The organism is Polaromonas sp. CG_9.11 (genome assembly GCF_015752225.1).
GTDB lineage: Bacteria > Pseudomonadota > Gammaproteobacteria > Burkholderiales > Burkholderiaceae_C > Polaromonas.
On the sequence record NZ_JADOVE010000003.1, the window covers coordinates 209,361 to 230,283 of the forward strand.

18 protein-coding genes are annotated in these 20,923 nt (G+C 62.1%); 10 read left to right on the top strand and 8 right to left on the bottom strand.

The window, feature by feature from the left end:
- Positions 1 to 104: 104 nt before the first annotated feature.
- Positions 105 to 1,136 carry an L-histidine N(alpha)-methyltransferase gene (gene egtD, locus IWX85_RS04390; RefSeq protein ID WP_370584209.1) on the bottom strand — a complete coding sequence of 344 codons (1,032 nt, stop codon included), beginning with the start codon at positions 1,134 to 1,136 and terminating at the stop codon, positions 105 to 107.
- A 330-nt stretch (positions 1,137 to 1,466) separates the two neighbouring features.
- Between egtD and IWX85_RS04395 the strand changes: the two genes are divergently transcribed.
- Entirely contained in the window at positions 1,467 to 2,105 is a 639-nt protein-coding gene (locus IWX85_RS04395) for a DUF6806 family protein (protein WP_036811681.1), read from the top strand.
- 287 nt (positions 2,106 to 2,392) lie between these two features.
- Here IWX85_RS04395 and IWX85_RS04400 read toward each other — a convergent pair whose 3' ends face one another.
- A complete protein-coding gene (locus tag IWX85_RS04400; RefSeq protein WP_036811683.1) occupies positions 2,393 to 2,989 on the bottom strand; it encodes a 3'-5' exonuclease in 597 nt (198 codons plus the stop codon).
- Positions 2,990 to 3,066: 77 nt separating this feature from the next.
- Between IWX85_RS04400 and IWX85_RS04405 the strand changes: the two genes are divergently transcribed.
- On the top strand, positions 3,067 to 3,324 hold the full coding sequence (locus tag IWX85_RS04405; RefSeq protein ID WP_036811684.1) for a hypothetical protein: 258 nt from the start codon (positions 3,067 to 3,069) through the stop codon (positions 3,322 to 3,324).
- Positions 3,325 to 3,448: 124 nt separating this feature from the next.
- Here IWX85_RS04405 and rpoD read toward each other — a convergent pair whose 3' ends face one another.
- Together rpoD and dnaG are read right to left on the bottom strand one after the other, a co-directional pair.
- Positions 3,449 to 5,653: an RNA polymerase sigma factor RpoD gene (gene rpoD / locus IWX85_RS04410; protein WP_036814062.1), complete on the bottom strand. Its 2,205-nt coding sequence runs from the start codon at positions 5,651 to 5,653 to the stop codon at positions 3,449 to 3,451.
- A 394-nt stretch (positions 5,654 to 6,047) separates the two neighbouring features.
- Positions 6,048 to 8,075 carry a DNA primase gene (gene dnaG, locus IWX85_RS04415; protein WP_196868867.1) on the bottom strand — a complete coding sequence of 676 codons (2,028 nt, stop codon included), beginning with the start codon at positions 8,073 to 8,075 and terminating at the stop codon, positions 6,048 to 6,050.
- A gap of 136 nt (positions 8,076 to 8,211) precedes the next feature.
- On the opposite strand from dnaG, the gene IWX85_RS04420 reads away from it, so the two are divergent.
- Positions 8,212 to 9,120 (top strand): YihY/virulence factor BrkB family protein, encoded by a 909-nt coding sequence (locus tag IWX85_RS04420; RefSeq protein WP_196868868.1) that lies wholly within the window; start codon positions 8,212 to 8,214, stop codon positions 9,118 to 9,120.
- Positions 9,121 to 9,391: 271 nt separating this feature from the next.
- Here IWX85_RS04420 and IWX85_RS04425 read toward each other — a convergent pair whose 3' ends face one another.
- From IWX85_RS04425 to IWX85_RS04435, 3 genes are all read right to left on the bottom strand, one after another.
- Positions 9,392 to 11,248, bottom strand: a complete 1,857-nt coding sequence (locus IWX85_RS04425; protein ID WP_196868869.1) for a gamma-glutamyltransferase family protein — start codon at positions 11,246 to 11,248, stop codon at positions 9,392 to 9,394.
- A gap of 173 nt (positions 11,249 to 11,421) precedes the next feature.
- Positions 11,422 to 12,189: a 3-hydroxyacyl-CoA dehydrogenase gene (locus IWX85_RS04430; protein WP_036814068.1), complete on the bottom strand. Its 768-nt coding sequence runs from the start codon at positions 12,187 to 12,189 to the stop codon at positions 11,422 to 11,424.
- 164 nt (positions 12,190 to 12,353) lie between these two features.
- Positions 12,354 to 13,412: an extracellular solute-binding protein gene (locus IWX85_RS04435; protein ID WP_196868870.1), complete on the bottom strand. Its 1,059-nt coding sequence runs from the start codon at positions 13,410 to 13,412 to the stop codon at positions 12,354 to 12,356.
- 29 nt (positions 13,413 to 13,441) lie between these two features.
- On the opposite strand from IWX85_RS04435, the gene IWX85_RS04440 reads away from it, so the two are divergent.
- Positions 13,442 to 14,449: a patatin-like phospholipase family protein gene (locus IWX85_RS04440; RefSeq protein WP_231379518.1), complete on the top strand. Its 1,008-nt coding sequence runs from the start codon at positions 13,442 to 13,444 to the stop codon at positions 14,447 to 14,449.
- Between the two features lie 243 nt (positions 14,450 to 14,692).
- On the opposite strand, the gene IWX85_RS04445 is transcribed toward IWX85_RS04440, so the two are convergent.
- Positions 14,693 to 15,235: a phasin family protein gene (locus tag IWX85_RS04445; protein ID WP_196868871.1), complete on the bottom strand. Its 543-nt coding sequence runs from the start codon at positions 15,233 to 15,235 to the stop codon at positions 14,693 to 14,695.
- A gap of 175 nt (positions 15,236 to 15,410) precedes the next feature.
- Between IWX85_RS04445 and IWX85_RS04450 the strand changes: the two genes are divergently transcribed.
- Genes IWX85_RS04450 through IWX85_RS04475 form a run of 6 tightly spaced genes read left to right on the top strand, consistent with a single transcriptional unit; the run spans position 15,411 to position 20,902 of the window.
- Complete coding sequence (locus IWX85_RS04450; protein ID WP_036811716.1) at positions 15,411 to 16,367, top strand: histone deacetylase; 957 nt, start codon at positions 15,411 to 15,413, stop codon at positions 16,365 to 16,367.
- Positions 16,368 to 16,390: 23 nt separating this feature from the next.
- Positions 16,391 to 16,837, top strand: a complete 447-nt coding sequence (locus IWX85_RS04455; protein ID WP_036814072.1) for a thioesterase family protein — start codon at positions 16,391 to 16,393, stop codon at positions 16,835 to 16,837.
- The gene (locus IWX85_RS04460; protein WP_196868872.1) at positions 16,834 to 17,610 is read left to right on the top strand and encodes a nitroreductase; all 777 of its coding nucleotides are present in this window, start codon (positions 16,834 to 16,836) and stop codon (positions 17,608 to 17,610) included. Before IWX85_RS04455 ends, IWX85_RS04460 begins: the two co-directional genes overlap by 4 nt.
- A gap of 4 nt (positions 17,611 to 17,614) precedes the next feature.
- Positions 17,615 to 19,486: an ABC transporter permease gene (locus IWX85_RS04465; protein WP_196868873.1), complete on the top strand. Its 1,872-nt coding sequence runs from the start codon at positions 17,615 to 17,617 to the stop codon at positions 19,484 to 19,486.
- Positions 19,486 to 20,268 carry an ABC transporter ATP-binding protein gene (locus tag IWX85_RS04470; RefSeq protein ID WP_196868874.1) on the top strand — a complete coding sequence of 261 codons (783 nt, stop codon included), beginning with the start codon at positions 19,486 to 19,488 and terminating at the stop codon, positions 20,266 to 20,268. The genes IWX85_RS04465 and IWX85_RS04470 overlap by 1 nt, the downstream gene beginning before the upstream one ends.
- A complete protein-coding gene (locus IWX85_RS04475) occupies positions 20,261 to 20,902 on the top strand; it encodes an ABC transporter ATP-binding protein (RefSeq protein ID WP_196868875.1) in 642 nt (213 codons plus the stop codon). The genes IWX85_RS04470 and IWX85_RS04475 overlap by 8 nt, the downstream gene beginning before the upstream one ends.
- Positions 20,903 to 20,923: the final 21 nt, after the last annotated feature.

A 20,923-nucleotide genomic window follows, 5' to 3' on the forward strand; every position in this document is an offset into this window, starting at 1 on the left:
CAATGGTGCGCGCATTGGGCGCCTCGTGCTATCTATTTAATAGCTTGAGGTGCCCGTGCTTGTTGCGCGAAGTCCGTATTTGGCTTGAAAATAAGGCACCTTGCCTAAGCCGCTGCCCAGAACACCGCAAACCACTGCTGCGGATCGGTCCACTGGCGCACCTGGCTGAACCCGGCCTGCGTCAGCAAAGCGGTCATCGATTCAACCGTGTATTTGTACGAGCTTTCGGTGTGAATCCGCTCGCCGGCCAGGAACGGCCGCGAATGGCCGGGCCAGGTGACGGTCAGGTCGCTCAGGGCTTCCAGGTGCATTTCAATGCGTGACTGCGCCGTGTTGAACAGCGCCACATGCTTCCACTGGCGGACGTCGAAGTCTGCGGCGAGGAGTTCATTCACGTTGCGCAGCAGGTTTTTATTGAAAGCCGCCGTGACCCCAAGCGCATCGTCATAGGCCGCCTGCAGCGTGGCCGTGTCCTTGACCAGGTCGATGCCGAGCAGCAGGCCGCGCGCCTTGCCCTGGGCCTTGTCGGCCATGTTGCGCAAAAAAGCCAGCGCCTGCGCCGGCTGGAAGTTGCCCAGGCTGGAGCCGGGGTAGAAATACACGCGGTCATGCAGTTGCACTTCATCCGGAAGGCGCAGATCCGCAGAGAAATCCATGCCGACGCCAACGATGTCAAGCGCCGGGAAGCTGTTTTGGACCTGTCCGGCCGCGTCCCTCAGGAAATCCGTCGAAATATCGACCGGCACGTACTGGCGCGGCCGGATCACCGGCATCAGCGACAGCGCCTTGGCGCAGTTGCCCGCGCCCAGGTCGATCAGGCACGGGTGGTTCAGGCCGGCTTGCGCCAGTGCGCCTGCGATCTGCGGCGAAGCGGCCTGGAAAATGCCTGCTTCGGTGCGCGTCGGGTAGTACTCGTCCAGTACGGTGATGGCTTCGAACAACTTGGAGCCAAGAGTGTTATAAAAAAACTTTGGCGGCAGCGCAGCGGCTTGCGCCGTCAAGCCTTGCGTCAGCTCGCAGGCAATGCTGCCGGTTTCATGCTCAAGGGATTCGCTGCCGCGCAGGTTGATGAAGCGAGGCGTCGGCAAGGACGGTATCGCAGAAGGCAGGGCGAAGAACAGGTCAGAACGTTTCACGGAGGGCCTTGGCGGTTAGTGCAGTGAGCACCATATTTGAAAACGTTTTTACCATGCGGCCTGTAGGACCGGGTCGTTTACGTGCATTGGGCGGGCAGAACGCCACGTCCGGCCCTTACAGCGCGCTACTGTTTTACGGGCGTGCGGGTGGCACAATACCTTTCAGCCGTTTCAGGGGCGGCCCAGACCCCGAATCGAAGCCGCTCACCACGGGAGCACTCCATGTTTTTGGCCGCATCGGTCTACACACTGCACGCTTTGCAGTTCACAAAATGCATGGGGTGGCATCCTGGTCCCCATTGAACCCTTGAAACTGGATAAGATAATTCCATGCCGCGCTATAACACCCCCTTTGAAATTCACGTTCACGGCGAAGTGCCCTTGCGCGCCGATGTTACCTTCGAGCAAATCCAGGAGGCGCTCAAGCCTTTGTGGAAATATGCCGGCTCCAAGTCGCTGGTCGCAGGCGCTGCCAGCGTCTACGAGGAAGAGCCGGGCATCCGGTTTGACGCTGTCAAGCATTTGCTGCAGATGTGCTGGACGGTTCCAGGTGGCGACGACTTTCGCCAGTCGCTTGACGAAATGTGCATGGGGCTGAATGAACTGGCCGAGGTGGGTGCGCCGATTGAAGTGACCTTCTACGATGCCGACTTTGACGAGGAAGATGAAGGCAGCGAGGAAGACGAGGCGCGGGATGACTTCGTCATCTATTTTGTTGGTCCGACGCCGGCAGCCATCATGCAGGTCCAGCGCGACTTGCTGGTGCAAGACCTGATCGGCCTGATGGAGCGGCATTTCGACGGCTCCGAACTCGGCGAGGTCGTCGAGGCCGTTGACAAGCTCTTTGGCCGCCGTTTCGACGACCTGGTCAATTCGATGCAGCTCGGACGGCCGCCGCGCGGCTCGGGCGGCTCACAGGGCGGCTCCGGCCATGGGACAGGCGGGCGTAAACCGCGCCATCTTCACTGAGCCGGTTCAGGGGGTTCAGCACCAGTTGCGCAACCATGCCGGTGGCAATTGCAGTGAGCCTAGAGTCCGAACCGAGCTGCACCCATTGCTGGCCCCGTGGCAGTTCGCCCGGTCTCCGGCGGTCATTAAGCCAGCCCTAAAGACAACCAAGCATGGCAGAACGAGCCCGCGGCAATGGCAAAAATGACGGTTTTCGATTTCATGGCGTCACGCCAGTGCTTGGTGAGAATTGACCTTGATCCGTCCATATATCACCCGAAAAAATCTCCAGACTGGTTTTGTAAAGATCAGCCCAGTTCCAGCGCCTGGTAAACGCGGAGCGCCGCATAGGCATCGTTTGCCGCATAGATCAGCTGCGATTCCTGCAGGTGCACGTTGGCCCAGTTCGATGTGGTGGCTTTGCGTGACTTGATGAAGCGCCGGTTGAACATCACGGCCACCGCGCCGCGCACGCCCATGTCCTTGCGGTAGCCGCGCTCCCTGAAAACGGTGTTCAGGTCGAGCACCCCCTGCGGATCGACGCCGAGTTTGTGGATGATGCGGCGGCGGTCGTCACCCAGCCCGAAGCCGGCCTTGATGATTTGCCCTGCCTCCAGCAGCAGGGCAACGGCTCGCCGGCATTCGGCGTCTTCCAGCTGGAAGATGTAGGCCCGGTCCAGCGTTGAAAGCTGCACGATGTGCGGCCCGGTGGAGGCTTCGTTCCTGGCGAATGTCGGTTTCGATTCGGTGTCGAAGCCCAGCGCCGTGGCGCCGTCGAGCGCTTCCAGCGCGCGGGCCGCCTGCTGCGCGGTTGCCACCAGATGGATCTGGTGCAGCTCAAGGCGCTCGAAAGGCGACAGCAGCGCAATCTGATCCTTGTCCGGGGTGGGGTGTTGTTCGGTCATGGAATCCAATGCGTGAAAATAGGGGTAGAGCTTACAGCCCTCGCTTGCAATCCCATCAACTCCAGCATCAACCGACCATGGCCACAGCCAAAAGCATCACCACCGAACACTACAAGCTTTTCCCGTCGCCGCGCAACCGGCACCAGGCGCTTTTCCAGCACGAGGTTTTCGTGCCTTATCCCTACATGCTGATCGACCTGGAAAGCTACCATTTCCAGGGCAAGTACAGCCTGTTTGCCGCCTACCGGCTGAGTGACCAGAAAATGGGCCAGCTGGTCACGGTTGACCTGGCCGAAGACGAAGCCAGGTTCAAGGCCCGGTTTGTTCCGGACTGAGTCCACAGCTGCAAGTACATATCGTCATTGATGCTCTCAAAAAAATAGCTGGAAGTGCCCGCTGAACGGGCGCTGACCAGCTATTTTGTATTGATTTTGCGACGCGGAACGCCGTGCCGACGGCTTACAGCGTGTCGATGAAGCTGCGCAGCTTGTCGCTGCGACTCGGGTGCTTGAGCTTGCGCAGCGCCTTCGCTTCGATCTGGCGGATGCGCTCGCGCGTGACGTCGAACTGCTTGCCGACTTCTTCCAGCGTATGGTCGGTGGACATTTCGATACCAAAACGCATGCGCAGCACCTTGGCTTCGCGCGGTGTCAGGCTGTCAAGGATATCCTTCACCACGTCGCGCAGGCCGGCCTGCATCGCCGCTTCGAGGGGCGCGGTGTTGGCGCCGTCCTCGATGAAGTCGCCCAGGTGGCTGTCGTCGTCGTCGCCAATCGGCGTTTCCATCGAGATCGGCTCCTTGGCGATCTTCATGATCTTGCGGATTTTTTCTTCCGGAATTTCCATCTTCTCGGCCAGGATGCTGGCGTCGGGCTCGAAGCCGAACTCCTGCAGATGCTGGCGAGACAAACGGTTCATCTTGTTGATGGTCTCGATCATGTGCACCGGAATGCGGATGGTCCTTGCCTGATCCGCGATAGATCGTGTAATTGCCTGGCGAATCCACCAGGTGGCATAGGTCGAGAACTTGTAGCCCCGGCGGTATTCGAACTTGTCGACCGCCTTCATCAGACCGATGTTGCCTTCCTGAATCAAATCAAGGAACTGCAGGCCGCGGTTGGTGTACTTTTTCGCAATCGAAATCACCAGGCGCAAATTGGCCTCGATCATTTCCTTCTTGGCATCACGTGAGTTGGACTCGCCTTCATTCATGCGTTTGTTGATGTCCTTCAGGTGGCCCAGCGGCACCACGACGCGTGCCTGCAATTCACCGAGCTTGGTCTGCAGTTCCTGGATCGGCGGAATATTGCGCGCCATCACGGTAGACCAGGGCTTGGCAGAAGCGACCTGTTTTTCAACCCATTTCAGGTTCAGCAGGTTGGGCGGGAAATCCTTGATGAAGGTTTCCTGCGGCATGCCGCACTTTTCGACAATGATCTTACGCAGCTCGCGTTCCTTCTTGCGCACGTCAAGCACCTGGCCGCGCAGCAGATCGCACAGCTTTTCGATCGTCTTTGCCGTAAAGCGCACGGTCATCAGCTCGTCGCTGAGGGCTTTTTGCGTTTTCAGGTAAACAGGCGTGCCGTAGCCTTCCTTTTCATAGGTCTTCTGGACTTTTTCCGCATACGCGCCGACTTTCTCGAAACGGCTGAGCGCTTCCTTTTTCAGCTCTTCGAGCTTCTTGGTCAGCGCCTTGGAGCCGCCCTTGCCGTCGTCATCGTCGTCTTCGTCGAATTCGTCGAAGTCTTCTTCCGCCACATAGTCATCGGCCTCATTGGGGTTGGAAAAACCATCGACCACGGTAGAAATGACAACCTTGCCTTCGCGGATTTCTTCGGCCAGCCGCATGATTTCGGCGATCGTCGCCGGGCTTTCCGAGATGGCTTCCATCATGCGCATCAGGCCCCCCTCGATCCGCTTGGCGATTTCGATTTCGCCTTCTCGCGTCAAGAGTTCGACCGTGCCCATTTCACGCATGTACATGCGGACCGGGTCAGTGGTGCGGCCAAATTCGCTGTCCACGGTGGACAGGGCGGCTTCGGCTTCTTCCTCAGCTTCCTCTTCCGTGGCCACGGTGGCGCCGGTGTTATTGAGCAGCAGGGTTTCGGCGTCCGGCGCCTGTTCGTACACGGCCACGCCCATGTCGTTGAGCATGTTGATGACAACTTCCAGCGTCTCGGCATCGACCAGCTTGTCGGGAAGGTGGTCGGAGATTTCGCCGTGCGTGAGATAGCCGCGTGTCTTGCCGAGCTTGATCAGGGTTTTCAGGCGCACGCGGCGCTTGAGGATGTCTTCTTCGGACAGGACCGTTTCGTCCAGGCCGAACTCCTTCATCAAGGCGCGCTCTTTCGCCTTGCTGATCTTCATGCGCAATGGCTTGACCTTTTCAACCGTGGCCGTCACCTCGACCGCTGCCGGCTCTTCGGCAAACTCGGCTTCGATGTCCGACATGTCTTCATCACCATCGAGTCCCGATTCCTTGGTTTTTCGGCCGCGCTTTGGCACGGCTGCAGCCGCTGGGGCGCCTTCGGCCGCAGGCGCCTTGGGCGGGCGGCCGGGTTTTTTTTTGGCAGGCGCAGCGCCTTTGAGCAGGGCGTCTGCAGCGGCGAGAAGTTGGGCTTGGGTGGATTTGGGCTGCACGGCAGGAACTTTCTTCAAGGGCATATCGGTTTTCGCAGAATTCAAGGAATTTTTGCCTGGCGAGGCTAGTTCATCACTGCTTGGGATGGATATGGCGGTTTTTTCAGTTTTTTCAACCTCTAAACCGGGCACATCATCCAAGCACTGGTGCACCGACCACAGTCAAAACACCAGAGGCAAAAATTCAGAATTCAAATCGGAAACGGTAAAAAATCAAGTCAACCTGTGCCTTGGCACAAGGACGCTAAAAGTTTTAGGCAAGCTGTTTGGGCGAACATTTGGAATGCAGTCCTTGCGGTGCGTTGGCCGTCTCCTGTGGAGTTTCCCTTGGCTCAAAGGGGGCCGGTGCCGGAGGTGCTGCTGTCGCGCTTGCCGGAAAAATTCGGATTATACCCTCAATTACGAATTAATCCAGTGTTCATGCGGGTTTCGAAGGGGTGCTTTGGGTGCGTGATTGCGCCAGGAGCTCGCGTAATCGCTCCAGCACGGCTGGGTCATTTGGCGCGCGCGCAGCCAGATCGGCAATTTCACTGTCGTGCCGGATTTGCTGAAGCTGCGCCAATATCCGGCGGGTTTCGCCCCAGTCGTAGTCCACGCCTTCCAGCACTTCGGCAAACTGCGCCACGGCATGGTGCTCATGGGCGTGGCCGCGCAAACCTTCGCGCAACGCGGCCCAGGATTGCGGACCATGCTCGTGCAGTTGGCTTTCCAGCCAGGCAAACAGCGCGCCGTGCGGCGCCGGCAGTCCGAGCAGCAACTGGTGCTCCTCGGTGCTGAGCCGGTCCCAGCTTTGCGGCTCGGTCAGCAGCAGCCGGAGCACCCGGTCCTCGCGGCTGGCCGGCAGGATGCGGCCTGTCACGCGGCGCGGCGCAGTGCCGGGGGTGAAAGGCTTGCGGCCGAACTTTCCCGGCTTGCCCGAGGGCGCTGCCGGTGACGGGGCATAAGAAGACGGCTGCGAAAAGTAGGGCTCTGAGGCGGCGTAATCGGCATCGTCATGCCGGTCCATCGGCAGGTAGTCTCCAAACGCAGGCATGCCGTGGTCCAGGTCGGGCACCGCCTTGGCCGGAAAGCCCGGGCTGGACGCGGGTAAACCGCCAGTTTTTTTGTAATGGGCTTTACGTCCGCCGGATGCGGTTTGCCAGAGGTGGAGAAGTTCGCGGCTGTCAATCATCACCTGGTCAGCGATCTCTGCCAGCAACTGCGGCTTGAGCATGCCTTCGGGCAGCGCAGTCCAGAGCGGCCGGGCATTGCTGGCCATGTGCGCGCGTCCCTCGGCGGTGTCCAGGTCGCAGCCTTCGCCTGCGGCTTCCAGCAGGAAGCGGCTCAGCGGCACTGCCTTGCTGACATAAGCGGCAAAACCTTCCTGGCCGTGCTCGCGAATGAAGCTGTCCGGGTCATGCTCGGCTGGCAGAAACAGGAACTTGACGGTGCGCACGTCGCTTGCAAAGGGCAGGGCGGCGTCGAGCGCCTTGTGCGCTGCACGCCGGCCGGCGCTGTCGCCGTCAAAGCTGAACACCACCGAATCGGTGAAGCGGAACAGTTTTTGCACGTGCTCCGAGGTGCACGCGGTGCCCAGCGTGGCGACCGCATTGGGAAAGCCCAGCTGCGCCAGCGCGACCACATCCATATAGCCTTCGGTGACCAGCGCGTAGCCGTGCTGGCGCAAGGCCGTGCGCGCCTCGAACAGGCCATACAGCTCGCGGCCCTTGCTGAACACCGGCGTTTCGGGCGAATTGAGGTATTTGGGCTTGTCGTCGCCCAGCACGCGGCCGCCAAAACCGATGCATTCGCCCTTGACGTTGCGGATCGGAAACATGATCCGGTCGCGGAAACGGTCGTAGCGCTTGGCCTCGCCAGCGGCGTTTTCTTCTCCAGGTTCGCCGGTGATGACCAACCCGCTTTCCACCAGCAAGGAGTCGTTGTAGTCGGGAAACACGCTGGCCAGGCTGCGCCAGCCTTCGGGGGCGTAACCGAGGCCGAAGGTCTTGGCAATTTCACCCGACACACCGCGCCGCTTAAAGTACTGGATTGCGTGCTCCGAGGTGCGCAACTGCCGGATGTAGGCCAGGCCGGCTTTTTCCAGCACACTGGTCAGCGTCGCCTGCTGCTCGCGTACCTGCGCTGCCCGGGCGCGGTCCTGGGGTGAAACGTCGTCTTCGGGCACCTGCAGGCCGTATTGCTGGGCCAGGTCTTTCACCGCTTCGATAAAAGTCATGCCAGCATGGTCCATCAGGAAACTGATGGCGTTTCCGTTCTTGCCGCAGCCAAAGCAATGGTAGAACTGCTTGGACGGGCTGACGCTGAAAGACGGTGATTTTTCGCCGTGGAACGGGCACAGGCCCATGAAGTTGGCGCCGCCTTTTTTGAGCTGCACGTAACGCCCGACGATGTCGACCACGTCGGCGCGGGCTAAAAGCTCCTGGATGAATGATTGGGGAATGGCCATGGGTCAGAAAAGTTGAACGCCAATTTAAGCACAGCTGCCTACAAGGGATTGGGCGGAAGGCGTTGTCCGGCCTGCCGCCCGCCCCGCATAATGAATCCCTCCCTTTTTCAACTGTCCTCGACCCCAGGCCCCCTTCATGACGCTTGACCCGCAGGCTGCTTACGTGCTGCGCCACCCTGGCGCCTTTGCCTGGCAGATCATCAAGGGCTTTCGCGCGAACCAGGGTTTGCTGCTGGCCGGCGCGGTGGCTTACTACGCCCTGCTGTCGATTGTTCCGCTGCTGATATTGATTGCGATTGCGCTGTCGCATGTCATCGACCAGGCCGCGTTGCTGGCATCGCTCGGCCGCTACATCGGCTGGCTGGCACCGGGAGAGTCCCGGTTCATCGTCAACGAACTGACCAATTTCCTGGCGCACCGGGAGGTCATGGGCTGGGTGCTGCTGGTCACGATGCTGTTTTTCAGCTCGCTGGCCTTCACCGTCCTGGAAAACGCGATGTCGGTGATTTTCCTGCACCGAGTGGCGATCCGGCGGCGGCATTTCCTGGTGTCGGCCGTGCTGCCGTATTGCTACATTTTTTGCCTGGGTCTGGGTTTCTTGCTGATGACGCTGGTGGCCGGAAGCTTTCAGGCGCTGGGCGACAAGCGCCTCGAATTCCTGGGTGCGAGCTGGTCGCTGAGCGGTTTTTCAGGCATTTTGCTTTACCTGCTGGGACTGACCGGCGAAATCTTCGTGCTGACTTCGGTCTACCTGGTGATGCCGGTGGGCCAGCTGTCCCTGCGGCGGGCGCTGATGGGCGGCGTGACGGCCGCGCTGTTGTGGGAAGTGACGCGCCATGGGCTGGTCTGGTACTTCGCCACGCTGTCGCAGGTCGGACTGGTGTATGGCTCACTGACCACCGCCATCGTCGTGCTGCTCAGCCTGGAAATTGCCGCCACGCTGCTGCTGCTGGGCGCGCAGGTGATTTCGGAGTATGAGCGGATCGCAGAAGTCGGACCCGATGCACCGGCCGAACCGCTGCAAACCGGTTCGGTGAAGTCGTGAGTATCGGCTTGGCCCAGGGGCGCAGGTCGCTTCAGCCGCCGTGGCGCCTGAAGCAAGAATCGCTACTGAATGGATAGCAGCTTTTGACGGGCAGACAAGCGGGTAAAGCTTTTTTTACCTGATTGGGTACATGCCTCAGACAGTGAAAGCCGTCATTCCCGCGAAGGCGGGAATACAGCCGCCGCTGGGCATCGAACATTGGATTCCCGCCTTCGCGTAAATGACAGGGGAAAAACGTCTGATGCACGTAGCTAATCAGGCTTTTTTGTCATCAATCCCCCATCACCAGGCCTTCACGCCGGGGATCGGCGCCGCCCAGCCAGAGCGTCATGCCATGGGCCTGGCCGCGCGTGATGGCCTGCAGGCCGCTGGTCATGGGCTGCTCGCGCACTTCGGCGCCGCGCGCGCGTAGCGCTTCGACCGTGGCCGGCGCAAAGCGCTTTTCTTCCAGCAGCGTCGGTCCGTTCAGCGACGCAAAGTTGGGCAGGTCGATGGCCTGCTGCGGCATCAGTCCCCAGTTCAGCACGCCATACAGCGTCTTGGCGGTGAAATGGATGATCAGCGCGCCGCCAGGGCTGCCACCGCTCATGACGAGCTGGCCGGTCGCCTTGTCGAACACCAGTGTCGGCGCCATTGACGAGCGCGGCCGCTTGCCGGCCTGCACCCGGTTGGCGACCGGCTTGCCTTCGGCGTCCGTCGGCGCGAAGCTGAAGTCGGTCAGTTCGTTGTTCAGCAAAAAGCCGCCCGTCTTGCCGGTGCCGCCGTCGGTCATCAGTCGCGAGCCGAACTGGTCCTCGATCGTGGTCGTCATGGCAATCGCGTTGCCGAAGCTGTCAACGATGCTGATGTGCGAAGTGCCGTATTCAGGCTGGTCCGGCATGGCGGCATACGCTTTGCTGACCGCGCCCGGAACGCCGGGCTTGGCGTTTTTCATGCTCGGGCCGCTTGGCTGGATCAGCTTGGCACGCTCGCTCAGGTAGGCGGGCGCCAGCAGGCTCATCCAGCTGCCGCCGGGGGGCTGCACGAAGTCCGGGTCGCCCAGGAACTGCGCCCGGTCGGCAAAGGCCAGCCGCGAGGCTTCGGTGTACAGGTGCAGCCAGTCGGCCGAAGGCGTGGGCCCGGTGGTGCCGGGCACGCCGCCCATGCCGGTCACCAGGCCGAGCGTGGCGGCTGGCGTGTTGTTCAGGATGCCCAGGATCTGCCCGATGGCGATGGCGCCTGAACTCGGCGGCGGCATGCCGCACAGCAGGTAAGCCTTGCCGCGTGCGGTGTAGTCGGTGCAAATCGGCTCGCGTTTTTTTGGCTGGTAGCCGGCCAGGTCGTTCATGTCCAGCTTGCCGGGGTTGCCCGGGTGGCCTTGCACCTTGGCCACGATGGACTGGGCGACCGGCCCTGTCAGCAGCGCGCTGGAGCCCTGGCTGGCGATTTGCCGCAGCACGTCGGCCAGGGCCGGGTTGCGCAGGGTAGTGCCCATCTCGACCGGCGAGCCGTCTGGCTTGTAGAAGTAGGCGGCTGCCGTGCGGTCGTTCTTCAGGTATTTTTCGTCCTTGAGCAGCGTGCCCAGCCGGGCGCTGACCTTGAAGCCGTTGTCGGCCAGCGCAATGGCGGGCCCGAACAATGTGGCCCACGGCAGCTTGCCGTATTGCTTGTGCGCCATTTCCAGCATGCGCACCGTGCCCGGCGTGCCGACCGAGCGGCCGCCGACCACACCGTCGTAAAACGGGATGGGCTTGCCATCGGCGCCGATGAAGAGGTTTTCGTTGGCCGAGGCTGGTGCGGTTTCACGGCCATCAAAGGCTTCCACCGCAGCGCCATTGGAATGCAGCAAAAATGCGCCGCCGCCGATGCCGCTTGATTGTGGCTCGACCAGCGAGAGCACCATTTGCACCGCAATGGCCGCGTCAATCGCCGAGCCGCCGGCTTTCAATATCTGGTAGCCGGCGTCAGTGGCCAGCGGATTGGCCGCAGCGACGGCAAATTTCGTGGCGGCCCAGCCCGGCTTGGGCGTGAAGCCCGAAGAGCCCTCGGGCTGCTGCACGGGCGCGTTGTAGGAAAACGGGGTGGTGGAAGGACTGGCGCAGGCCGCGAGCAAGGCGGCCAGGGCAACGGAAGTCAGCAGGCGTTTCATGCAATTTCCTCGGGAAGTGATGAAGCGCAATGGTACGTGACGCCGCACCGTATGCCAAGGAAAGCGCGGGGTTTAATGCTCCTTCATGCCGTTTGCGCAAGGTGGTTCGGCATAGCCAGCTATCAAAAAGAGAGTGCCTGCAGCGCCGTCCGTTGCCGGCGGCGCAGATGTTTTCAGCGCGGAGCCAAGCGGATCGCGCCATCAAGGCGGATCACTTCGCCGTTGAGCATGTCGTTTTCAAAGATGTGCCTGGCCAGCTTGGCATAGTCCTGCGGCGTGCCCAGGCGCGAGGGAAACGGCACCGAGGCGGCCAGCGAATCCTGCACTTCCTGCGGCATGCCGAACATCATCGGCGTGCCGAAAATGCCGGGGGCGATCGTCATGTTGCGGATGCCGTTGCGTGCCAGGTCACGGGCGATGGGCAGCGTCATGCCGACCACGCCTCCCTTGGAGGCGCTGTAGGCAGCCTGGCCCATCTGGCCGTCGTAGGCTGCCACGGAGGCGGTAGAAATCAAGACGCCGCGCTCGCCGGTGGCTTCGGGTTCGTTCTTGCTCATGGCTTCGGACGCCAGACGGATCATGTTGAAGCTGCCCACCAGGTTGACGGTGATGGTCTTGCTGAACACGGCCAGGCTGTGCGCGCCATTCTTGCCGACGGTTTTTTCTGCCGGTGCAATGCCGGCGCAGTTGACCAGGCCCATCAGCTTGCCCATGGACACGGCTCTGGCCACCACGGCCTGGCCGTCGGCTTCCTGGCTCACGTCGCACTTGACGAAAGCAGCATTTCCTTCGCCCAACTCTTTGGCGATGGCTTCGCCTTTTTCAGCCTGCATGTCGGCAATCACGACCTTGCCGCCGTTGGCGACGAGCATGCGTGCTGTGCCTTCGCCCAGCCCTGATGCGCCACCGGTGACGATAAATACCTTGCCTGCGATGTCCATGGGATGTTCCTTGAAATTGAAAGGGTGAAAAATGGGAAAGGAAAGTCGGTCAAGCGATTTGACGTTTACGTCAACGTCAATTCAGCTGCGAATTATCGCGCATGAAAAAGCCCGGCCGTCTTTCAACGGCCGGGCTTGCCCTCAGGCAGTAACCAATGATCCGATTATTTGTAACCCACGCGGTCGAGCATCTGCTGCACCTTGACCTGGTTGTAGCCGATAACGCTGACCGGAATGGTTTCCGACTTGAAACTGCCGCCGGTCATGGCCTGCAGCGCCGGGTTGTTGACCTTCACGCTGGCCACGGCAGGCCATTCGTTGTTGCCGTTGGCAAAATAGTTTTGCGCCTCCGGGGTGGCCAGGTATTCCATGAACTTGACCGCATTGGCCTCGTGCTTGGCATTCTTTGCCACGGCGGCGCCGGCAATGTTCACATGCGTGCCCCAGGTTTCCTGGTTCGGAAACACCACGCCGACGCGCTCAGCCAGCAGTTTGTCTTCGGGCGCGTTGGATCGCATGATGCGCGCCAGGTAATACGTGTTGGTCAGCGCCACGCCGCATTCACCGCTGGCCACGGCCTTGATCTGGTCGGTGTCGCCGCCCTTGGGGTCGCGCGCCATGTTGGCGACCAGGCCCTTGAGCCACTGCTCAGCCTTGGCTGCGCCCAGGTGCTCGGTGACGGCTGAAAACAGCGACAGGTTGTAGGGGTGCGCGCCCGAACGGGTGCACAGCAAGCCCTTGTTTTTCGGGTCGGCCAGTTCCTCGTAGGTGTCAACATCGGTCTTCTTGACCTTCAGTTTGTCATACACCACCACGCGGGCGCGGGTGGAAAAGCCGAACCATGTCGTGCCTTCAGGACTGGCCTTGGCCCGCAGGTTGACCGGAATGGCCGCTTCCAGCGTGGGCGACTTGATCGGCTTGAACAGGCCCTCAATATCGCCTTTCCAAAGACGTGCCGCATCGACCAGCAGGATCACGTCGGCCGGCGACGCCGCGCCTTCGGCCTTCAGGCGCGCCAGGATGCCGGCATCGTCGGCATCGACCCGGTTCACCTTGATGCCGGTGGCCTGGGTGAAATTGCTGTAAAGCGCCTCGTCGGTCTGGTAGTGGCGGGCAGAATACAGGTTGACCACCTGCTCTTGGGCGCTTGCGTTGCCCGCCGCACCCATCAAGGCAGCAGCAGCAAGGGCAAGACCGCTAAAAACTGGCGCACTTTTAATCATGTTGAGAATTCCTGAAAGCTTGAAAGTTAATGAGTCTAATGCAAATGCGAATAAGTCGCAATATCTTTTCGGTCGAAAAACTCACTCCAGACCAAGCCGCCGATGCGCGCCTGACATGCAGGTTTTGGGCAAGATGGCTGGTCAAGCTGCTGCTGCCCGCCATGCTCGGTGCGGGCTGCACCACGACACCGGTGGCGCCCGTCAAGCCAGCCGCGCCGGATGCGGTCACGTTGCCTGGCGTCAGGAAGCCGTTGAAGATCGGCCTGGCGCTGGGCGGCGGCGCGGCGCGCGGATTTGCCCACGTTGGCGTGATCGCGGTGCTCGAAGAAGCCGGGCTGCGGCCGCAGATGGTGGTGGGCACCTCGGCCGGCAGCCTGGTCGCGGCGATTTACGCCACTGGCAAGACCGGCGCGCAGTTGCAGCAGACAGCCATGGGCATGGAGGAAGTGGCAATGACCGACTGGATGCTGCCGATCATCGGCAAGGGCATGTTTCGCGGTGATGCGCTGGGCCGCTATGTCAACCAGCTGGTGGACGGACGCCTGATTGAGAACATGGCGATTCCGCTGGGCATCGTGGCCACCGACCTCAACAGCGGCCAGGCAGTGCTGTTTCGCAGCGGCGACACCGGCACGGCGGTGCGGGCGTCCAGCGCGGTGCCTGCGGTGTTCGTGCCAGTCAGGATCAGCGGGCATGAATATGTCGATGGTGGCCTGGTGTCGCCGGTGCCGGTGCGCTTTGCCCGGCAGATGGGCGCCGACATCGTGATCGCGGTCGATATTTCAAACCCGCCCGAAGGCAACCCGGCGGGTGACACGCTTCAAATCCTGCTGCAGACCTTTTCCATCATGGGGAAAAGTATCAACCAGTACGAATTGAAGGAAGCCGATGTGGTGGTGCGGCCTTCGCAAGCAGGGCTGAAGAGCGCCGATTTCTCGGCCCGCAAGCTGGCGATTGAATCGGGCAGGGCGGCGATGCTGGCGGCGCTTCCGGCGTTGAAGGCCCGGCTGGCTGCCGGCATCACGACCAGACCCTGAACTCTTGATCGGGTTTGCTTATCTTTCAATAGCTATTCAGGCTTGCTGCGCCTGCGCAAAAGGCTGATTTTATCAAAAAAAAGCCCAGTCGCGAGACTGGGCCTGAACGGAACCGCGAAACCAGACGTTTCTGCAAGGAACCGAGGAGACAACTGGTTGAAACCGGTCAATTCAGACCTGCCTCACGAAGCAGACTCCATCTGCTTTCAAGGTGCGCCGGGCACCGAAAACAGCAAATTGGAATCAACGCTTCTTGGAAGTGGCCTTGCTGGCGCTCAAGGCAGACTCGGACACCGTGTTGAAGTTCGTCTCGGCCATGTCGCCGGCTTGCTTGACGGCTTTTTGCACCGATTCAAAAGCCGTGTTGGCGGCGGTCATGGCGCTTTTCATCATGGTCACTGCGGTTTCGGAACCGGCAGGTGCATTCTGGGTGGCGCTTTCGACCAGGTCGGCAAATTTCTTCTGGGCTTCAGCGGTCTGGCCTTCGAAAGTCTTGCTGATCTCAGCGCCGGCGGACTGGGCGATGTCGTACAGATGTCGGCTGTAGGCGGCGGTTTTTTCAGCCAGAGGCTGGACCATGCTGGCTTGCAGCGCAAGCAGTTCCTGTGCGTCCTTGACGCCCATGACGGCTTGTGCGTTATTGGCGGTTTCGGCCAGGGCAGCCTTGGTGGCCTGAACGTTCAGTTCGACCAGTTTTTCAACGCCTTCGAAGGCTTTCTGGGTCAGACCAAACAGGGTTTCGATGTTTGCTTTGTGGGAAGCCATGAGTTGTTCAGCGGTCAGCATAGTTAATCTCCAAATGTGTCGTTAAAGGTTAGTAGTTGCTTTGCGCTGAATTGCTGCACTGCAACATGGAATTGATTATAGGAGAAACCCGTCCTTTTGCAAATATATTTTGCTGCAACGCACCAATATAGATAGGTTACTCTGATTTAAATCAGTTGTTTCAGGATCACCTCTCGTGCAAGCCTTCTACGCCGACCACTTTGTATTGCCGTTGCCCGTCGGACACCGCTTTCCCATGCCCAAGTACAGACTGCTGCGTGAGCGGCTGGTCGGAGAGTTGCCCGGGGTCCGTCTGGGCCCGGCACCGGCTGCCAGCGATGGCGAACTGGCGCTGGTGCACACGCCTGCCTATATAGAGGCCATCGCCCTGGGCACGCTGCCGGCGCCGGCGCAGCGCGAGATCGGCTTTCCCTGGAGCCTGGCTATGGCCGAGCGCGCCAGGCGTTCGGCTGGCGCCACTGTGATGGCGGCGCGGACAGCTTTGGGGCTGGCGCCGGGTGCCCGACCCGAGGGCATTGCCGCCAACCTTGCAGGCGGAACCCACCATGCCTACGCAGGCAAGGGTGGTGGTTTTTGCGTGTTCAACGATTCGGCGGTGGCCGCGCGGCTGATGCAGGCCGAATGGGCGCGGCAGCACCGCCAGGCGCGCCGGCCGCTGCAGGTCGCGGTGGTTGACCTGGACGTGCACCAGGGCAATGGCACGGCCAGCATCTTTGCTGGCGACGCCAGCGTGTTCACGCTGTCGCTGCATGGCGAAAAGAATTTTCCGTTTCGCAAGGAGGCGAGCGATCTGGATGTCGAATTGCCCGATGGCTGCCTGGACGCGCCTTACCTGCAGGCGCTGGAACATGCGCTGGACGAGTTGGATCGGCGTTTTGAACCCGGTCTGGTCCTGTTCCTGGCCGGCGCCGACCCGTACGAAGGCGACCGCCTGGGACGGTTGAGCCTGAGCTTCGACGGCCTGGAGGCGCGCGACCGGCGGGTGTTTGACTGGGCTTGGCAACGGCGGATTCCACTGGCTTTTTCAATGGCCGGGGGCTATGGCGTGAACATCGACGACACCGTGCAGGTGCAGGTCAACACCTACCGCGTGGCGCTTGAATATTGGCGCCGGTGGCAATCGGCCGGTTGATGCGCTGGCAAAATAGCGTTCCCATGAGCCTGACTCCCCGACCCCAGCCCGAATACCGCAGCGATTACCGGGCCTTTCGGGCCATCGGCACCCGCTGGTCCGACAACGACCTTTACGGGCATGTCAACAACGTCGTTTATTACAGCTGGTTCGACACTGCCGTCAACGGCCTGCTGATCGAGCGCGGCGCGCTGGACATCCATGCCGGCAGCGTGATTGGCCTGGTGGTCGAAACCTGCTGCAACTATTTTTCGCCGCTGGCGTTTCCCGAAGCGGTGGTGGCCGGCATCCGGGTGGCGCATGCCGGCGCCTCCAGCGTGCGCTACGAGGTCGCGCTGTTCCCGGCCGATGACAACCTGCCGTGTGCGGCCCGGGGCCATTTCATCCATGTGTACGTCGACCGCGCCACGCGTCGGCCGGCAAGCCGTCTGCCACCTGAATTACTGTCTGTCCTGGAGCTGCTGAAATGAACCCAACCGATTCTTCCGTCCACCCTGTCGTCGCGGGCGATTTTGCGCCCGACGACGCGCCGAGCAGCGCCTGCCAGCCGCCCGTCAATGCGGTCGATCGCGCTATCGAAAGCCGTCAGTCGATGCGCGAGTTCCTGCCCGCGCCGGTGCCGCGCGCGCTGATTCTGCATTTGCTCGAACTGGCCAGCCGCGCGCCGTCGGGCACCAACACGCAGCCATGGAAAGCCTACGTGCTCCAGGGCGCGAGCAAGGACAGTCTGGTTGAAAAAGTCTGCCGCGCCCATGACGCGCTGCGCGACAACCCGGCGCTGGCGGCCGAGTATCAGGAGGAATACGACTATTACCCGGAGAAATGGGTGTCGCCCTACATTGACCGCCGGCGCGAGAATGGCTGGGGGCTGTACGGCCTGCTGGGCATCACCAAGGGCGACAAGGACAAGATGCATGCGCAGCACCAGCGCAACTACCGTTTTTTTGATGCGCCGGTCGGGCTGATGTTCACCCTGGACCGGGTGATGGGCCGGGGCTCGCTGCTGGACTACGGCATGTTTATGCAAAACTTCATGGTCGCCGCGCGCGGCCATGGCCTGCATACCTGCCCGCAGGCGGCCTGGAACGGCTTTGCCAAGATCATCATGCCGCACATCGGCGCGGGCGACGACGAGATGCTGGTCTGCGGCATGTCGCTCGGCTATGCCGACGAATCGGCGCTGGTCAACACCTTTCGCACGCCGCGCGTGAGCGCGGCCGAGTTCACTAATTGGCTAGAGTGATTCAGTGAGCTTTTCCGTCGTCCAACTGCTCGGCGGACTGTCTTACGCGACCACGCTGTTTTTGATGGCGGCGGGGCTGACGCTGATTTTCGGCGTCACGCGGATCGTCAATTTCGCGCATGGCAGCTTTTTCATGCTGGGCGCGCTGTTCACCGCGCACTGGGTCACCGACTGGTTTCCGGCCTGGGGCGAAAGTCTGCCGCTGTACATGCTTGCTATTCTTCTGGGAGCTGCCTGCGCAGCAGGGGCGGGTGCCATTGCCGAATTCTTCCTGTTAAGACGAATGTCGGGCGCGCCCGAGCTGTACCAGCTGGTGGCGACCTTCGGTCTGAGTCTGGCGATGCATGACGCGATGCAATGGGGCTTCGGGCCGGACGAGGTGTTTGCGCCACGCTTTCCCGGGCTCAAGGGCTCGGTGCAGATCGGCGACGAATTTTTTCCTGTGTACCAGTTGGCCATGATCGCGCTCGGGCCGCTGGTCTGGTGGGGGCTGCATGTGCTGCTGCGCCGTTCGCTGTTTGGCCAGCGGCTGCGCGCCGCCACGCAGGACCGCGCCATGCTGGCGGCGCTGGGCGTGAACCCCAGGCCGCTGATGCTGGGCGCGGTGGTGCTGGGCTGCGCGCTGGCCGGATTGGGCGGCGCGCTGCAGCTGCCGCGCGAACCGGCACATCTGCAGATGGACATGAACGTGATCGTCGAGACCTTCGTTGTCGTCGTCACCGGCGGGCTGGGCAGTATTGGCGGCGCCTTTGTGGCCGCGCTGCTGATCGGCTTGGTGCATGCCTTCGGCACCGCCTGGTTTCCGCAGGCCACGCTGGTGGTGGTATTCCTGACCATGGCGGTGGTGCTGGTGTTCAGGCCGCAGGGGCTCAAGGGCGGACCGACTGCATCGCTGGACCACGGCGGCAACCGCGAGGCGGCGCAGAAGTTTCGCGGCCTTCGGCTGGGGCGCGGCTGGACCGCGATGATCGCGCTGGCGTTTGCCTTGCTCGCTGCGTTGGCCTGGTCTGGCGGGGCCTACTGGCAGGCGCTGGCCGCCGACGGCTTGATCCTGATGATTTTCGGCATCAGCCTGCAGGCCATGATGTCCCTGGGCGGGCTGGTCAGTTTTGGCCATGCAGCGTTTTTTGCGCTCGGCGCCTATGGTGCGGCGTTGTCGCACAGCCTGTGGGGCGCCACGCTTCCGGTCGCGCTGGCCGTGGGCTGCGGCGCCGCGCTGGCCGTGGCCGCAGTGTTCGGCGCGGCGGTGGTACGCAGCAGCGGCGTCTACCTGGCGATGCTGTCGCTGGCGCTGGCGCAGGTGGTCTGGGCCGGCGCGACGCAGTGGGTGGGCCTCACGGGTGGCGACAACGGGCTGATAGGCCTTCGGCTGGTGAGCGATGACGGCCGGCCGCTGTTTTATGCGCTGCTGGTGGCGCTGGCCTTGATCGCCGTATTCGCGCTGCGGTTCCTCGGTCGCTCAGTGATGGGCGCGGCGCTTCAGGCGGTGCGCGATGCGCCGCTTCGCGCTGCCGCGTCCGGCCTGTCAGTAGGCTGGCTCAAGTACCGGGTGTTTGTGGAAAGCGCGGTGCTGGCGGGCCTGGCGGGCGGGTTGTTCGCTGCGCACAAGGGCGCGGTGTTTCCGTCGCTGGCGGCCGTGTCCACCTCGGTCGATGCACTGCTGGTGGTGTTGCTCGGCGGCGTGCACCAGCTCTGGGGCGCGGTGGTGGGCAGCGTGGTGCTGAGCTACCTGGGCGCCGAACTGGGCCGTGAAGTGACGTATTGGCGCGGCCTGTTGGGCCTGTTCATCATGCTGATCATGGTGGCTTCGCCGTCCGGGTTGCTGGGCCTGCTGCACCGCGTCAGCGGCCGGCGTGCCAATGGGGGGACGCGCTGATGCTGCAAGTGCAAGGGCTGGTGAAGTATTTTGGCGGCATCCATGCGGTCGATGGCGTGAGCTTCGACGTTGCGGCGGGTGAATGCGTGGCGCTGATCGGTCCCAACGGCGCAGGCAAATCGACCTGCTTTGCCTGCATTGCCGGCCAGTACCCGCTGACCGGCGGCCGCATCCTGTGGAACGGCCAGGCGCTGGAAAGGCTGGCGCCGGCCGCGCGCCTGCGCCACGGCGTGGCGCGCACCTTTCAGGTGGCGCAGGTCTTTGAAGCGCTGACCGTGCTACAAAATGTGCAGCTGGCCGTACAGGCCAGTAGTGCGCAAAATGCCATTTCGGCCTTTAAACTTCTGGACCGGCAGTCGGTCGGGGCGGCCAGGGCGCTGCTGGACCAGGCCGGTCTGCGCGATGCCGCCGGCGAGGACGTGGCGAGCCTGGCCTACGGCGCCAAAAAGCGGCTTGAACTCGCCATGGCGCTGGCCGCCGCGCCCAAACTGCTGCTGCTCGACGAACCGGCCGCCGGCCTCTCTGAAGCCGAGCGCGCCAGCCTGATGCAATGGGTGAAAAAGCTGGCCGCTCAAGGCATGGCCGTGCTCTATACCGAGCACAACATGGACGCCGTGGCCGGTGTCGCCGACCGGGTGCTTGTGCTGATCGAGGGCCGGCTGGCGGCGCAGGGCTCGTTTGACGAAATTTCCCGCGATGCCGACGTGCGCCGGCTCTACCTTGGCGATGGTCTGGACGATGCCGGTGCTGCCACAAATGCCAAAGGAGCTGCGCATGCTTGAGATCGACAGGCTCAGCGCCTTCTATGGGCCGGCGCAAGCCTTGTTCGAGGTGTCGCTTGGCGTGGCAGCCGGAGAGATGGTCGTGTTGCAAGGGCTGAACGGCGCGGGTAAATCAACGCTGCTCAAGGCGCTAATGGGCCTGGACGTGCGTACCGAGGGCACGATTCGTTACCAGATGCCGTCCGGCACGGCCACTGTCGAACGCTGGGAAACCCACCGGCGCGCCCAGGCCGGACTGGGTTATGTCGCCGAAGACCGGCGGCTGTTCACCGAACTGACGGTGCGCGAAAACCTGCATGTCGCCGCCGCCCGCGATGCCAGGGCGCATGAAGCCCGGGCGCTGGACCTGTTTCCGGTCCTCAAAACCCTGCTCAACCGGCCCGCCGCGCAGATGAGCGGCGGCCAGCAGCAGATGCTGGCGATTGCCCGCACCCTGATGACCGGCCCGAAAGTCCTGCTGCTCGACGAGCCCTGCGAAGGCATTGCGCCGGTGCTGGTAGCGTCGATCCGCGATGCCCTGCTGGCCCTCCGGGACGAAGGCATGGCGCTGCTCGTCGTCGAGCAAAATCGTCTGCTGGCCTCGCGCGCCGACCGTTTGCTGTGGCTGGTTGCGGGTAAAGTCAGAGACTCGTGAAATGAGCCCGTTCTGGGTGCT